This window comes from Streptomyces sp. NPDC048420, from assembly GCF_040651535.1.
Classification (GTDB): domain Bacteria; phylum Actinomycetota; class Actinomycetes; order Streptomycetales; family Streptomycetaceae; genus Streptomyces.
Window position 1 is genome coordinate 69,373 of sequence record NZ_JBEZKG010000004.1, and the last position, 14,837, is coordinate 84,209.

15 protein-coding genes and 2 pseudogenes are annotated in these 14,837 nt (G+C 67.4%); 12 read left to right on the forward strand and 5 right to left on the reverse strand.

Annotated elements, in window-relative coordinates; all coding sequences use genetic code 11:
- Positions 1 to 2 precede the first annotated feature (2 nt).
- From AB0D34_RS07680 to AB0D34_RS07695, 4 genes are all read right to left on the reverse strand, one after another.
- Positions 3 to 602, reverse strand: coding sequence for an AAA family ATPase (locus AB0D34_RS07680; RefSeq protein ID WP_362658044.1), 600 nt, complete (start codon positions 600 to 602; stop codon positions 3 to 5).
- 155 nt (positions 603 to 757) lie between these two features.
- A complete protein-coding gene (locus AB0D34_RS07685; protein WP_362658047.1) occupies positions 758 to 1,468 on the reverse strand; it encodes a hypothetical protein in 711 nt (236 codons plus the stop codon).
- Positions 1,465 to 1,980, reverse strand: a complete 516-nt coding sequence (locus AB0D34_RS07690) for an ATP-binding protein (protein WP_362658050.1) — start codon at positions 1,978 to 1,980, stop codon at positions 1,465 to 1,467. Before AB0D34_RS07690 ends, AB0D34_RS07685 begins: the two co-directional genes overlap by 4 nt.
- Positions 1,980 to 2,561, reverse strand: coding sequence for a hypothetical protein (locus AB0D34_RS07695; protein ID WP_362658053.1), 582 nt, complete (start codon positions 2,559 to 2,561; stop codon positions 1,980 to 1,982). The genes AB0D34_RS07690 and AB0D34_RS07695 overlap by 1 nt, the downstream gene beginning before the upstream one ends.
- Positions 2,562 to 2,796: 235 nt before the next feature.
- Between AB0D34_RS07695 and AB0D34_RS07700 the strand changes: the two genes are divergently transcribed.
- From AB0D34_RS07700 to AB0D34_RS07715, 4 genes and pseudogenes are all read left to right on the forward strand, one after another.
- A complete protein-coding gene (locus tag AB0D34_RS07700) occupies positions 2,797 to 4,116 on the forward strand; it encodes a hypothetical protein (protein WP_362658056.1) in 1,320 nt (439 codons plus the stop codon).
- Positions 4,117 to 4,137: 21 nt separating this feature from the next.
- Positions 4,138 to 4,683, forward strand: a complete 546-nt coding sequence (locus tag AB0D34_RS07705) for a GNAT family N-acetyltransferase (protein WP_362658059.1) — start codon at positions 4,138 to 4,140, stop codon at positions 4,681 to 4,683.
- 13 nt (positions 4,684 to 4,696) lie between these two features.
- Positions 4,697 to 5,182 carry a gamma-glutamylcyclotransferase family protein gene (locus tag AB0D34_RS07710; protein WP_362658063.1) on the forward strand — a complete coding sequence of 162 codons (486 nt, stop codon included), beginning with the start codon at positions 4,697 to 4,699 and terminating at the stop codon, positions 5,180 to 5,182.
- A 387-nt stretch (positions 5,183 to 5,569) separates the two neighbouring features.
- Positions 5,570 to 5,982 (forward strand): annotated as a pseudogene (locus tag AB0D34_RS07715) (IS630 family transposase); the annotation flags it as partial.
- A gap of 165 nt (positions 5,983 to 6,147) precedes the next feature.
- Here the strand turns inward: AB0D34_RS07715 and AB0D34_RS07720 are convergent.
- Positions 6,148 to 6,813: pseudogene (locus AB0D34_RS07720) on the reverse strand (NUDIX hydrolase); the annotation flags it as partial.
- A 114-nt stretch (positions 6,814 to 6,927) separates the two neighbouring features.
- On the opposite strand from AB0D34_RS07720, the gene AB0D34_RS07725 reads away from it, so the two are divergent.
- From AB0D34_RS07725 to AB0D34_RS07760, 8 genes are all read left to right on the forward strand, one after another.
- Positions 6,928 to 8,166, forward strand: coding sequence for a tyrosine-type recombinase/integrase (locus AB0D34_RS07725; protein ID WP_362658066.1), 1,239 nt, complete (start codon positions 6,928 to 6,930; stop codon positions 8,164 to 8,166).
- 837 nt (positions 8,167 to 9,003) lie between these two features.
- Positions 9,004 to 9,624 carry a site-specific integrase gene (locus AB0D34_RS07730; protein ID WP_362658069.1) on the forward strand — a complete coding sequence of 207 codons (621 nt, stop codon included), beginning with the start codon at positions 9,004 to 9,006 and terminating at the stop codon, positions 9,622 to 9,624.
- A gap of 68 nt (positions 9,625 to 9,692) precedes the next feature.
- Positions 9,693 to 9,902: a hypothetical protein gene (locus tag AB0D34_RS07735; RefSeq protein WP_362658072.1), complete on the forward strand. Its 210-nt coding sequence runs from the start codon at positions 9,693 to 9,695 to the stop codon at positions 9,900 to 9,902.
- Positions 9,903 to 9,920: 18 nt separating this feature from the next.
- Positions 9,921 to 10,793, forward strand: coding sequence for a tyrosine-type recombinase/integrase (locus AB0D34_RS07740; protein WP_362658075.1), 873 nt, complete (start codon positions 9,921 to 9,923; stop codon positions 10,791 to 10,793).
- Positions 10,794 to 10,810: 17 nt separating this feature from the next.
- Positions 10,811 to 11,155 (forward strand): helix-turn-helix transcriptional regulator, encoded by a 345-nt coding sequence (locus AB0D34_RS07745; protein WP_362658078.1) that lies wholly within the window; start codon positions 10,811 to 10,813, stop codon positions 11,153 to 11,155.
- Positions 11,152 to 13,569, forward strand: coding sequence for a site-specific integrase (locus AB0D34_RS07750; RefSeq protein WP_362658081.1), 2,418 nt, complete (start codon positions 11,152 to 11,154; stop codon positions 13,567 to 13,569). The genes AB0D34_RS07745 and AB0D34_RS07750 overlap by 4 nt, the downstream gene beginning before the upstream one ends.
- 38 nt (positions 13,570 to 13,607) lie before the next feature.
- Positions 13,608 to 14,249: a hypothetical protein gene (locus AB0D34_RS07755; RefSeq protein ID WP_362658084.1), complete on the forward strand. Its 642-nt coding sequence runs from the start codon at positions 13,608 to 13,610 to the stop codon at positions 14,247 to 14,249.
- Positions 14,246 to 14,824: a hypothetical protein gene (locus tag AB0D34_RS07760; protein ID WP_362658087.1), complete on the forward strand. Its 579-nt coding sequence runs from the start codon at positions 14,246 to 14,248 to the stop codon at positions 14,822 to 14,824. Before AB0D34_RS07755 ends, AB0D34_RS07760 begins: the two co-directional genes overlap by 4 nt.
- Positions 14,825 to 14,837 lie beyond the last annotated feature (13 nt).

Here is a 14,837-nt window from a genome sequence, read left to right on the forward strand (position 1 = left end):
GGTCATACGAGTGCCTCCTTCAGGCAGTGCTGGACGGCGACGTCTACGGCGTGGGCTTGGCTGTCGGGGTCGCTGGTCACCCGTTGGTGGGGGATCACGTCGTTGGCCAGGAGACGGTGCACGCGGTCGTCGACGAGGCTCCGGAAGGCTGGGTCGTACTCGTGGTTGGTGTCGACGGGCACGTTCTGGTCGAGCACGGTCGCGAACGTCAAGTCGTACTTGGGGAGCTGCGTTGAGGCGAGTGTCAGCAGCCGATCACGTTCGCGCCGGGGAGGTGTCTCGGCCCGGAATGCCATCGCGGCCTCGAAGTAGGCGATGGCGGTGTGGGCGGCATGCTCGATGAGGACGACATCGGCACCTTGAACGGCGGCGTTGGCCTCGTCGAGAATGCCCTGGGCGATGATCCACTCGGTGGACTGGACGGTGTGGTGCTGCATCTTGGGCAGGCCAGCCGCAGCGGCGCGCTTGCCGAGCTGCTCGGTGAGCACCACCGTGACGCCGCGGCCGCGCAGCTCCATCTCTATGCGTTTCAGGAGCGTCGTCTTGCCCGTTGAATGGGTGCCGAGCATGGCGATCCGAAGGGGCTGGGAGGAGGAAGTCACCACAGGGTGGTCCTTTTCTGGATCGGGGGCTCTGGGCGGGCCGAGCGGCATGGCCGCGGCGACCACCTGGTCTCAGATGCCCTGCTGGGAGGGGCGTGGAGGCGACCTGCCCGATTGCCGCAGGGGCAAGGGCGTGTGCCGATCAGGCAGGAGATCTAGGCGGCGGGCGTAGCCAGGTTCTCGATGAGTTCGAGGAGACCGACCACGCGGAACGACTGGAGACGGCGAACGAGCTGCGAGGCCAGGAACGTTCCGATGTTCGGGTGGCCGTACGGCAGAGGTGCGTCTGGCTGCACCACGACCTTCACGCCGCCCTGTCCATCCCGCCCGTACACGGTGCCGTGAACGCCGTAGAGGGGCGCGCTCCTGGCCAGGAACACCATGGGGTTGTCCTCCAGGTGCTTGCAGAGCCTCGCAGCGGCACGCGCGTGCCTGCGGCAGACGGGAGGCTGGTTCGTGAGGATGGTCGGCTGGCTGGGATCTTGGTCTCGGGGGCCAGCGAGGAAGATGAACCCGAGCGGCGTGCGGGCGGGCTGTGCGCAGACCTGACAAAGCATCGTCTGCATGCACGCCATCTGCCGGTGGGGGTGCATCAGCTTCCACTGCGGCTCGCCAGTGATCCGGCCCTGGGCATCAACGGGGTTCCAGCCGCACCGAGCCCACAGGGCGCCGCGAGGGTCGCGGTCCCGCGGGTCCTCGTCCGCGTAGTAGAGCCGCGCGCCGGCCGGATGTCGGGTGATGACGAGGTTGTCCGGGGCTGCGTCCTCCCCCGCCCGCTGTGTGATGTAGGGGACCAGGGAGAGGTTCTTGTATGCCGGCTCGATAGTTCGCGGGTTGTAAACGAGTCTGAGGGATGGGAAGGTCACCGCTCCTCCGCAAGGCACTGTTTGGCCCTCAGCAGTTCGACGGCCTCCTCTGGCACGGCGAGGCGGCACCAAGTCGTCGAGCCGGTGTCCCTTGTTCCCCAGGCCCCGCCGCGCTCCTCGACCACCATCTGCACCAAGGCGAGGCCCCGTCCCGACTCGGCGTCCGAGCCCACCTGCTTGGGCGTCGCGTGACCAGGCATGCCGTCGATGACGTCGATGTGGAGGAAGCCTTCTCGTACGGCCATCACCAGGCCGACCCTGCTGGTTCCGCTGTGCAGTACCGCGTTGGTCACCAACTCGCTGACGAGGAGCATCACCTCGTCGATCAGGTCTTCCAGGCCGCAGAACCGGATTCGGGCGGCGGCGCTGCTACGCAGGACGCGTACGCAGTGGGCATCTGCCTTGCGGAGCGGGCCGGCACCGTGGTGGGGCGCGACGTCGACCCATTGGTTCAGCAGGTCCGTGTCGCCCTGGGGGACCGCGCGGGGTGGTCGTACGGCTGTCGTCGTCATCACGTCCTCTTGGGGGATGGCAGGACCGACCTGACTGCCGACACAGCCCTGCTGAGGGGAGTTCGCTCCGGCGGCGCGAGGAGAGCGCACGCCTCGGAGAGGCAGCGTGCAAGCGGGGCGGGACTGGTGAGCAGCGGCGTTCCACCGACGGACTGCTCACCGTCGGGAGGCACCAGCCAGCGCACGATTCCCGACGTCGGCCGAGGGGCGAGCGCGGGCACGAGGATCGCGTGCCCTTCGCCGAGGCACGCTGGCCGCGGAAGCCGGTCGGGCCACTGCGAGGCCGCCATGAGGCTGTACCAGACCTCCCCGGTGCCACGCGGCACCAGCACGGCCGCGGAGCGCAGGTTGGTGAAGACCACGGCGGGGCCCAGCGGCTGCTCGTACTGGTCGAGGAGCCGGTACGCCGCCTCGATCAAGCACCGATCGGTCAGCACGATGTCGAAGGTCATGCCGCACCCGAGGCGCCGTGGCAGGTGGGGGTTCTCGTGCCACACGCCGGTGGCCGTCTCCGGGTGGCCTGTCGCCACGGAGAACCACGCGGACACGATCTCGTGCTCGGCGATCTCGCGGGTCTGCATGAGCGCTCCTGGCGTCAATTACATACGCGGTGTGTGCGGCGTGACCCAGTGCAGCGAAGACGCAGATCGGTGAACAGGTCTTTTCGCCGGAACTCTGGCTGCCTCCTACCCGCCCTTTACCCGCCCTTTCAACCGCCCTTTACGCCTGACCAGGGCCTTTCGCTGACGAACCCTCACGCCCTCCCACCGAAGTCGCTACCGTGAGGCGAAACGGGACAGCAAGGGGGCGGTGGATGTGCGTGAACTGAAGCGGTTACGCCACAGCGTGAACCGTTCGCAGGAGGCGATGGTCAAGGAACTCACCGACCTCGCCGAGCGCCTCTACGCCGAGGGCCGAATCAGCGGGCTCCCCACCTTCACCGTCCGTCAGCTCTCGAAGTGGGAAAGCAAGAACCCACCACCGTGGCCGCACCCGGACAGCCGCGCGGTCCTAGCCGCGTACTGGCGGCGGCCCGTCGAGGAACTGGGACTGAGGCCACCGGCCAAGGACGACAGCGGCCCGGTGGTTCTCACACCGGTTCCACTGATCACTCAGGAACCCACCTCCGGCCCCCTGATGGTCGCCGTGGGCGCGGGACCGCTTTCCGATGAGGCGCCTCCTCCGTGGCTGGCCGAGACCACAGCCGGCACCAGCCGTTCCAGTGAGTGGCGGATCGTCCCGGAGGAGGTGGCGTTCCTGTCAGCCGCGGCCGACGACAACTACGCGATCGATCAGCAGTTCGGCGCGAACCGGCTGTGGCGGCCGACCCGGGCACACCTGCTCTGGACGCACCACATGATCGACCGGGGTATCTACGACGAGGCCCTAGGCCATCAGCTTCATGCGCTGGCGGGCAAGCTCACCACCTCGCTCGGGTGGTTCTGTTACGACGCTGGCCTGCAAGACAAGGCGCGGCAGTACTTCTCCGAAGCTCTCAACGCGGCCAACTACACCGGCGACGACGTGCTGGCCAGCCGCACCTTGAGCAACATGGCTCGACAAGCCGTCGACGTGAACAAGGGGCGTGAGGCCGTCCGCTTTGCCAAGCTCGGGCAGCGGCACGCGGAGCTGTGGAACTCGCCCCGCAGGGTGATAGCCCTCCTGACGATCAGGGAAGCTCAGGGCTACGCGCGTCTCAGAGACGCCTTCAATGCCGAAGTCGCCATCAAAAGGGCCTGGCAGGAGTGGGAGAGCGGAGAGGACGAACGGGACCCGGACTGGGCCTTGTTCCTGAACCTCGCGGAGCTGACCTGCCTTGAGGGGATGTGTCGTCTCGATCTCGGCCAGACAGGCCATGCGCAGACGCTGTTGGCCCGATCGGAAGCCCTACAGGATGTCGCCCACTCCCGAAACCGGGGGATGTGCCTGGGCAGGCTGTCGGTTGCCGCGGTCGCGAACGGCGACGTCGATCACGGCCTGAACGCCGCGATGGAAGCTCTCCGGCTCGTCGAGCACGGCATGTCTTCCACGCGGACGGCCGCGCAGCTGAAGATCGTTCACAACGGAATGCTTCCGCATCACCGCGCCCGCGGTGTGGGGGACCTACTCGAACAGATCCGCGCTCATGTCGCGTGATCAGCAAAGGAGATGCACACCGTGGACCCGGAGTTCCAGCGGCACAACGCGCAGTCGGCGAAGGCCATAACTTCCGAACTGGTCGACGTCTACGCCAAGGTGTATGACGTACTGCCGTACATCGGTGACCCGTTCTTCTCCGCCGAGTCCTTCCGGGAACGTCTGGAGGCCGCGTACGACACCGAGGGGTTCGAGACCGTCACCGCCCACCAGGACGGTCGGATCGTCGGGTACGTGCACGGCGCGACGCTGCCCTCGGACAAGCCGTGGTGGACTGCCCTGGGTGACCGGCGGCCGGCCGACCTTGTCGAACTGGGTGACCACGGCGGCGTGTTCTGGCTGCGGGAGCTGATGGTGCTCCCTAAGTTGCAGAACAAGGGGCTCGGCCGCCTGATCCACGACACGGTCATTGCCGGTCGCTCAGAGACCGTCACGGCCCTTACCTGCATCGTCGACAATCAGCCTGCCCACGATGCCTACCTGCGGTGGGGGTACACGATTATGGGACAGATCAAGCACGCCCCAGAGTCGCCCGTCTACGACGCGATGTACTTGCCCTCACGCTGAAACTGGAACGCTCATGCTCCAATCGATCACTCACTCTGCCTCGGTCCCGGAGACTACTGGTCGCCGGGACCGACTCACGGCAGGACCTGACATCCTGTTCTGCTACGGCACCCTCCAGTTCGATGCCGTGCTTGAAGGCCTACTGGGGCGCATACCGGCACGTGCTCCAGCGTCCGCACCGGGCTGGAGAGCAGCTGCGCTCGAAGGCCGTGTGTATCCCGGACTCGTCCACAGCCCGCACGGCGTTTCCGCAGACGGAATGATCCTCACCGACCTGAGCGACCGGGAGTGGCGAATCCTCGACACGTTCGAGGATGACGTCTACGAGCTCCGGCCGGTGACGCTCGCCTCCGGCAGGTCGGGATGGGCGTATGTATGGCCGGCCGGAGAAGTCCTGGACCGGGACTGGGACCCGGAGGCTTTCGCCGATGAGCATCTCCAGACCTACGCCGCGCGGTGCGCGCGAATAGGCCTGTCGCTGGCCAAGCGCGTCGGATAGAACTGAGCGAAGCGAACCGCGGTCGATCCTGGACGGGCGCGACGATGTCCTACGGCGGCACGCACGAGCCCTGCTGCACGCTTCGGCCACCGCTCCCGGGACCGGAGGCCCGCCTGTGCTGCAGGAGTTGAGGACGGCGCCGGTCAACCCGGGGGACATCGACGCCGCCCGGGCCACTCGAACACCGCCAGCGACGGGCCTCGGCGGTGCGCAGCCCTGCGGCCGGTCCGCAGCACGACGAATGTGCAAGCCCAGCGGTAACGAGGTTTGCCGAGGCGACGGCAGAGGGCTTGCGGACGGTGCTGGCCAACGCCAGCGGAACTGCCTGAGTGTGGGCCGGACCGGCGCCGGGTGTGCCGGGTGGCGGAGAAACCCGCTGAGGCTGGGAACCGCCGCAGGAAGGGCGCCGGGAACACGCTGGCCGCACTGAAGCCGATCCGCACCGCACGGCCCGACGGCGCCCCGATCTACGTGATCCCTCGACAACCTGTCCGCCCACAAGGCGCCGACATCCGCCGATTGGCGAAGAAGAACAAGGTCGAGCTGTGCTTCACCCCGACCTACGCCTTGTGGACCAATCCGATCGAAGCCCACTTCGCACCGCTGCCGCAGTTCACCATCGCCAACTCCCACCACCTCAACCACGCCGTGCAGACCCGGGTCTGCACACCTACCTGCGCTGGCGCAACGCCAACACCCGTCATTGCGACGTCCTAGCCGCCCAAGGGAAAGAGCCCGCCCGCATTCGTAGTGAGGAGGGCATCCGCTGGGACGGACACCCTCTCAAGACCGCAGCCTGACCAACCTGGCGAACCAATGCGGTCAGAGCATTAGCCAGGCGGCAACCTCAAGCCACGAACCCTCGTTGCCGTGAGCGCCCGCGTACGGATGCTCGTCGGCTCCCGGGACGCATGCGAGGCGGCAAGACTTCGCGAGGAGCTCGATGTTCGCCTTGGACGTGGTGGTCAGTCTTGTCGGGCAAGGGACCAGAAACGCTGGGAGGCTCGTTCCCATGCCTGCTCGCTGTCCGGCCCCTCATACGTCGCTTCCAGCTCGGTCAGGATCACCGCGCCTTCGGCGAAGCCGCCTACGGCGAGGTCCAGCCAGACCAGGCTCAGCCGGTCGTCGGCGATCGGGTCACGCAGCGCGGCCACCGTATAGGCCGCCCAGGCCGCGGCCACCAGGTCGTCGCTGCGAGCCGGGAGCGCCCCTCCGACCGCCCGCAGGGCCACGCTGTTGCGCTGCACAGCGGCGAGCGACGCCGCGTCGCAGAGGGGGAAAGGCGTGACGGCCTGCAACGCGGTGACGTCGGGCTCGGTCAGCTCGTGCCACGAGCGCCAGTGCGCCCGTACAGATTCGCCGGCGTCCTGGGAGGTGGGGCCGGGTGTGCAGCCGTGAGCTAGGTAGAGATGGGCCTTCTCGGTGCTCGTGGCGCGTGCGGTGGCCACGGCGCCGAGCGGAAACAGCCACGTGGCCTGTAGCCCTGTCTCCTCGGCCAGCTCGCGGCGAGCGGCATCTGCAGGCGTTTCGCCCTCGTCGACGAGGCCCCCGGGCAGGTCGGTGATCGTGCCATGCAGGTAATGGTGTTGAGTGACCATCGCCACCTGCCCGCGGCGGACGGAGAGAATCCTGACCGAGTCCTGTTGACTGAACTAGCAGCGAAGTCCTCCCAGCTCAGATGGGTTGTCTGCTAGCTTCCAGTCATGGTTGACGCACTAGGTCAGCCGCGTGATCTGACGTACTTTGTGCTGCCGGAGACCGGCTGTCTTGAAGAGACTGGAAACCCGTACGAGCCGTACCGGCTCTTGGACCCTGCCGGTGCGGTCGTCATTCCCGTGGCGGTGTGGTTCTCCGAACTGCAGGCGCAGGGGAAGCCGTCGTCGACGGTTCGGTCGTACGGGAAGGATCTGCTGAGGTGGTTCCGTTTCCTGTGGGCGTTCGGGGTGCCGTGCGAGCGGGCCAGCCGTGTCGATGCGCGGGACTTCGTGCGGTGGATGCAGATGGCGGACAAGCCGGTGCGGATGCACTGGTGCTACAAGGCCAGAGGTGTCACGGCGCCGTCGAGGCCGCCTGGCTTGACGGGCCTGGAGCCGGGCTCGCCGAATCCGGTGACGGGCAAGCCGACACCGGGACTGAAGTACGCGGCGTCGACCCGGGCGCACGCGGAGACGGTGCTCCGTTCCTTTTATGACTTTCAGTTGGAGGAGGGGATGGGTCCGCTGCTGAACCCGTTTCCGCTTGACCGGGCCCGTCGTGGTGGCCGTGCGCATGCCCACCACGATCCCCGTGAGCCGTTTGCCGCTGTGCGGCAGGGCCGTTATCGGCCGCGGGTCGTGCAGCGGATTCCTCGGCGTATCCCGGATGCGCTATTCGACGCTCTGTTTGCGGCGCTGAAGTACGACCGGGACAGGGCGCTGCTGTCGTCGTGGGTCTCCACGGGTGCGCGGGCGGAGGAGTTACTCAGCAGCCGTCAGCGGGATCCCGACCCAGGACAGCAGCTCATCACCGTGGTGCGCAAGGGAAGCAGGAAGCAACAGGCGTTGCCGGCGGCGCCCGACACGTTCGTATGGCTGCGGCTGTACCAGGAGGGCGCCTGGGGTTCGGGCATTCCGAGGGGTGCGAGTCTGCCGCTGTGGTGGACGCTGCGCAGGCCGTGGCGGCCGTTGAACTACCACGCAGCCCGGGCGATGCTGATCCGCGCCCAGGTGCTGCTGGGGTCCAACTGGACCTTGCACGATCTGCGCCACACGGCGGCGTATCGCATGGCTCGCGATCCCGAACTGCCGCTCACGCACGTGCAGTGGGTCCTCGATCACGCGCATCTGTCCACCACCCAGATCTACGTGACAGCGGGGCTGGAGGAGATCGTGGAGGAACTCTTGGCTTACCACGCCCGCCGTGCCACACAGCCGGCACCGCCGCCTCCACCGGCCGCCGGGTATGACCCGGCCAGCCTCGACGTCCTGTTCGGCAGGCCACGATGACCACTCCGACACACCACCGGGCCGGGGGCGGGACGGACACGGTCTCGCTGTCGGGCAGCGCGCACCGTGCATGGGCGGCGCAGTTCCCGCCGCGGCCGGTGCCGCTTGAGTGGCCGACGACGCTGAAGAGCGCCGACGAGGTGATCTCGGACCTGGAGCCGATGGTGGCGGCCGAGAAGTATCGGACGCGGGACCAACGCCTGCGTGGGGTACGGATGTTGCTGTCGTGGCTCGACCGGTTTCCCGGATCGTCGTGGCAGATGCGCTGGCAGGCGTCCGGCTCGGACGGACTTCGGCAGGACTGGGCCAGCCGGGTCGCAGGTGAAGTCGCCGCCGAGGGGCGGTCCGTGGCAGCGGTCAGGTGCCAGATCATGTCGGGCGTGATGTGCCTGGCGTGCGGCGATGTGGTCCGGCCCGGCCTGGAGTGGCTGGCCACCCGGGACTCGGGCTTCTGGCCGAAGATGGTCGCCGAGCGCCGCGACCCGCCCCGAGCGGTGGGGGCCGTGGGTTGCCCCATGCCCGGTCAGGGACAGCGAGCTCGTCTTCCACAAACACAACAAGCAGGTCAAGGCCCGCTCGGACCAGCGCACCCGCGAGCGGCTGCCCGTCCTTCCCGCGGTCGTCGCAGCAGCCGGGCGACAGCGCACGGAGACCAAGGCGCGGCTGGACGCCTTCCGCGCCGCGCCCCTGGGCGCCGCCTTCGAGGTACTGGGTGAGACCTTCACGACGCCCAGGTGCGCCCGCTCGCCCAACGGGCCCACCTTTGCCACCGATTCCGCCGGACGGCGCCGGTATCTGGTTGCGGAGGAGAACCGGGCGTTTTGGGTCTGGGCGAGTGTGGAGTTCCTGCGGCACACCGGCGCCCGCATCGAGGAGATGCTGGAGATCAGCCATCACGCGATGATCCAGTACCGGCTGCCGACCACCGGCGAGATCGTCCCACTGTTGCAGATCGCTCCGTCCAAGACCGACCAGGAGCGAGTCGTGCTTGTTAGCCCAGAACTGGCCGACGTCTTGGCCACCATCATCCGACGTGTCCGCGATCCGCGGACCGGGGCCATCCCGCTCCTGTCCGCCTACGACTATGAGGAACGCGTCTGGAACCCACCGTCCCCGCTGCTCTTCCAGTGGGACCGCGGCGGCGAGAGATCCCGCATGTCGGGCGAATTCATCCGCAGCGCGCTGGGAGAGGTCCTCGCCTTCATCGGCCTCACCGACTCAACCGGCCAGCCTCTGGTCTTCGCACCGCACGACTTCCGACGCCTGTTCATCACCGATGCCATCCGCTCCGGTCTCCCGCCCCATATCGCACAGGTCATCGCCGGCCACGCCAACATCAACACCACGATGGGCTACAACGACCCTCGGGAATTGCATCAGATGGGCGAGAATCCGCAGGTCGCGAGCTCAGGTCGATGGGCTGGCGAACTCCAACGCTACTACGAACTAACGGCCTGAGCAGGCATGTTGCCAGACAGATCCCGCCTGATGCATGATCTGCCCTCCAGAAGGGATGGTCTGGAGTGGTGCATCAGCAGAAGGTGGCCCTGGCCGGGGCGGCTCACATGGAGCTCGTCTCCGGCGTGGTCCAACTGCGTCCGGAGGACGCAATGTTCGACGCGATGCTGCGGGGCTGGAGGGCTCAGCAGAAGTCGCGAGGGCTGAAGGACGAGACGATCGAGCCGCGGATGCGGCTGGTGCGCCGGTTCCTTGAGTTCGCGAACGAGTACCCGTAGCAGTGGTCGCCGGCCCACATGGACGAGTGGTCGGCCTCTCTGGCGGGCGAGAAGCATCTGGCGCCGTCGACGATCCGCAGCTACCAGGGCGATGTCCGGCTGTTCACCGAGTTCCTCATCGACGCCCGCTACGGGTGGGGAACTGCCTGCGAGGAAGCCTTCGGCACTCACCCGGTGGCGGTCGCCCATGAGTGGAACACGCTCCCTCACCTGCAGGATTACGAGGGGGATCCGGAGGCGAGGCCGTTCACCCGCGAAGAACTGCAGCGCTTCCTCGACTACGCCGACGACCAGGTCGCACGCGCCGTGAAGTCCAAGCGCAAAGGCGCCCTCGCCGCCTACCGCGACGCCACCCTTTTCAAGGTCATCTACGGGTGGGGGCTTCGCCGGACCGAGACGTCCAAGCTGGACGTCGTCGACTTCGGACGCAATCCGAAGGCTCCGCAGTTCGGCCGATACGGCACACTCAACGTCCGTTATGGCAAGGCGAAGAAGGGGCAGCCGCCGCGACGGAGGAACGTGCTCTCGGTGATGGACTGGGCTGTTGAGGCGGTCACCGACTACGTCGAGAACGTCCGGCCGCGCTTCGGATTTCCCGACCATCCGGCCCTATGGATCACCGAACGTGGCGGACGCCTGCAGCCTGGCTCCATCAATGACCGGTTCGAGGCATACCGAGATGCCTTAAAACTCTCAAAAGATCTAGTTCCGCACTCAATCAGGCATGCGTACGTCACGCATCTGACCGAGGACGGGATCGACCGTCGATTTATCCAGCAGCAAGTCGGCCACGACTGTGACAGCTCCACGGCCATCTACACGCACGTCAGCGACGACTTCATGAACACTGCCCTGAGCAAGGCCCTGGCCCCGGCGTTCGCCGGCGTCTGACGAGGAAGGACTCGATGATGGCCGCCAAGCTCGACTACCACTGGCACCTGCGCAAGGTGATGGCGGATCGCGGGATGTTCTCCACCACCGACCTCCTCCCGCCGTTGAAGGAACGCGGCATCACGTTGTCCACGAGCCAGGTCTACCGGCTCGTCGTCGAGCGACCGGAGCGACTCAGCCTGAAGATCCTCATGGCCCTGCTGGACATCCTGGACTGCACCATGGAGGACCTCATCGAGCCCGTCACCGGGGCCGGTGCCGCGGCGAAGCCGAAGAAGGCCGCCGCGGGCGGGACCGCGGTCTCCGAGGGGGTCGGTGATCTGCGGCCTCGGCGGGCCCGGATCACTGGAGTCGACCGGTGACCGAACTGGCCGAGGAAGTCCTGACGGACCCGGTCGGCCTGGTGGTGCGGCTGGTCAGCAACGTCGAAACGCACCTGGATACGGCCGGTATCCGCGACATCGTCTGCACACTCGTACGCACACGAGCCGGCCGCCGCAACCTCGCCCAGGCCCTGCACGACAACCCCGCGCTGTTGCGGACTGGCAGGCCACCGGCGCCGTTCCGCGTCGCCAAGCTGCTGATGGCCCTGCGCGAGGCTGGCGCCCAGGACACCGCCCTGCCCCACTGCGGGGAGTGCGGGCGCCCCCGCCCCTACGTCGGCAGCCGCTCGGGTGGCCGATGGGGATGCTCACCTTGCTTTGATAAGTCCGCAGTCTGCGCGGGCTGCCACCAGCAGCGACGAGTCGTCAGCCGAGACCGGCACAGCCAGCCCCGGTGCGCGAAGTGCCCCGACACCGACGGCGATCCGCTCAAGGAACTCACCCGCCTGATCATCGGCATCGACCCCGCACTCGATGCGGACACGATCCGGACCGCTCTAGAACGATCCACGAAACGGCTGGCCGGACAGCGTCGACTGGCTTGGGCGGTGATCGCCCGCCCCGAACTGCTGACCAGCATCGGCCACGAGGCCCCCACTCCGGCAGTGCTGCGATTCATCGGTGAACTCGTCGCCAGCGGCGCCACCACCGTGGTCAGGCCAGCCTGCGCGCGCTGTCACGGAGTGAAGGCGCTGTCGAAGCTCCTGGACGGGAAGCGGGTCTGCCGGGCCTGCTTCGCTCGACACGCGGCCGTCCCCTGCACCCGTTGCGGTGCGGTCCGTGAACCTGCCACCCGGGATGCTGCCGGTCAGCCGCTGTGTCCCACCTGCCTGATCCGCGACCCGGCCAACCTGGAGGTCTGCGTCGGCTGCGGGCGCCGTCAGCCTGTTGCAGTCCGGCTCGACGACGGCGTCCGCTGCCCGAGTTGCGTGCAGAAGACGGTCAGGGAATGCGGGCTCTGCGGCCGCACCGCTCGTTGCGAGATCTCCCGGGCCACCGGGCAGCCTTGGTGCGACCGCTGCCAGCAGCGCTGGGCGACCTGCTGCAGCTGCGGCATGGTTGCCCAAGTCCGCGGCGGAACGTGGGAGGAACCGTTGTGCGCGAAGTGCACCAACCCCGACCCCAATTTCTGGGGCCGGTGCCCCACCTGCGCGACCAACTGGCAGCTCGGCTCCCACCCCTGCCAGCGATGCGTCCTCGACCAGCAGCTCCGCCGCCTCCTCGGCGCCAGCGCCGAGGAGGCCATCGCCCCCGAGCTCGCGCCGTTCCACGAAGCACTGACGAGCGCCGAGCGGCCGGACACCGCCCTGGCTTGGATTTCCCGATCGCAGGTCCGTGACCTGCTGGAACGCATAGGCCGCGACGAGCATCCCGTCACCCACGACAGCCTCGACGACCTCCCGCCGGGAAAGGTGCTGGCGCACCTTCGCAGCGTCCTCGTCGCGACAGGCGTCCTACCGCCGCGCGACGAACGACTCGTCGCCCTGGAGAAATGGATCACCACAACCGTCCAGGCTCGCACAGACCTCGCCGAACGCCGGATCCTGCACGGTTACGCAGTCTGGCACCACCTGCGCCGGCTCCGCCGCCGCCTCGGCGACCAGCACACCAGCCAACTCCAGGACATGAACGTGCGCTGCCACGTCAGCGCCGCCGACAACTTCCTCACCTGGCTCGCCGGCGAAGGTCTCACCCTGGGCGTCTGCACACAGGCCGACCTGGAACGCTGGATGACCGATGCCGCCTTCCGCTACCGCGACGAGACCGGCCACTTCGTCCGCTGGTCCGTACAGCATCGCCATGCCCACGGCCTCACCTGCAGCGCCGTCCGCTGGACCGGCCCACAGTGCACCATCGACAGCGAGAAACGCTGGGCGGACGCACGACGCCTCCTCAACGAGGACACGCTGCCCACCGCCGACCGAGTCGCTGGGCTGCTGCTGACCCTTTACGCGCAGAAGATCTCCACCATCAGTCAACTCACCGTCGAGGACGTCGACTTCACTGGCGAGACCGTCGCGATCACCTTCGGAGCTTCGCCCGTCATCCTTCCGACGCCGCTTGGTGCCTTGGTCCGCGAGCTCGTCGCGACCCGACGCGGCAAGGCCAAGATCGGCACTCCGGACGACGTCCCTTGGCTCTTCCCCGGCGGACAACCAGGGCGTCCACTCAGCGACAGCCAGGTCGGTCTGCGGCTGCACAAGATCGGCATTCGGCCCCAACAGGACCGCTCAACAGCCCTGTTCACTCTCGCCGCCGAGCTGCCCGCCGCCATCCTCGCCCGGATGCTCGGCATCCACATCCAAGTCGCTGTCCAATGGCAGAAGGCATCCGCTGGGGACTGGGCCGCCTACGCCGCCGATGTCAGCCGTCGTGTCCCGGAGAACCAATGAAGCTACCGATCACCATCCACCAAGCACGGCTCGGGTCCATGGAGTTCAAGGTCATCCGGCCAGCCCGGCCTCTGGTCCACGCAGTGCTCATCGACCATGATCGGCACCTGGACGCCTACCTCGATCAGGATGCCGCGCAGCGAATCGGCGGGCTATGGACGCTTGCCGCCTCTTCACCGCGCTCACTGGTCCACCTGCCGATGCGTGGGAACCGTGGCCCCTCCCGCGAGCTGCCAAAAGAGGGCACGCGACAGCTTGATCTCGTGCTGCTGCACCACTCGTTCCAGTTCGCGCCCTCACGCTGGAAGGAAGTGCGCGGGCGACTCGGCCCTGGGCGTCCACGGACGGTGACGCTGCCCGGCCCAGGACACACCGGCGAAGCCGTGATTGATCACGAGGCACGGCACTACCGGGAGAACCGGGACCTGTTTCACCAGCATCTCCATGCCGAGACCCTGTTCATGACCGGCAGCGCGAAGGTGTTCAGGGACACCGCCTGGCACTTCCTCGACGTCGCCCGGAACGGCCCCGGATACGTCCCCGTCCATCCGAGCTATCCGCACTTCTGCACCGAACTCCACTCCAACGACGGCATTCTCGGCGACGCGCGCGAGATCCACATCGAGTACTGCGACCAGTGGGACTCACGGCCCAAAGCGACAGGACCCCGCCGACCATGACGTTCAACGATCACCTTCAGCACCTCGTTGAAAGGGCCCTCGCATCCATCCCGGCCGCCGATGCCGGCGACATCTACGCCTTCTCCTTCTTCATCGACAACGAGGACGACGACCCTCGTCAGCCGACCCTGACGGTCGGCTACAACACTGAAGCTCAGGCTCGACGCAGCATCCAGGACGCCTCTGACCAAGCAGAAGCCCGCTGGAACTACGCCTTCTGGATCCAGAACGAGCTGACTGTGGTCGGCGACCTGACCAGCGACCCCGGCGGCGCCGTCGCCCGCCAGGAGTGGATCACCGAACTTGGATTTTGGTACGAGGAGCCGACCGACCTCGCCAACTGGGATGCAGTCATCGGGCCACTCGCCGCACAGATCGAGTCCCACTTCAACCAGACCTGCTGCCAGCTCGCCCGAACCCTCCATACGACCGGCGTCATCGAAAGATCTGTCGGCCGAACCGTGCCGGTGATCGTTCACGAGCTGGAGTACTACGAGGCGATCGCCCGGCAGACCGAGGCCGCCAACCCACCAGGCGTCGCCGACGAGTTCACCTCATGGGTCCGCAATGGCTGAGGCATTCGGACAG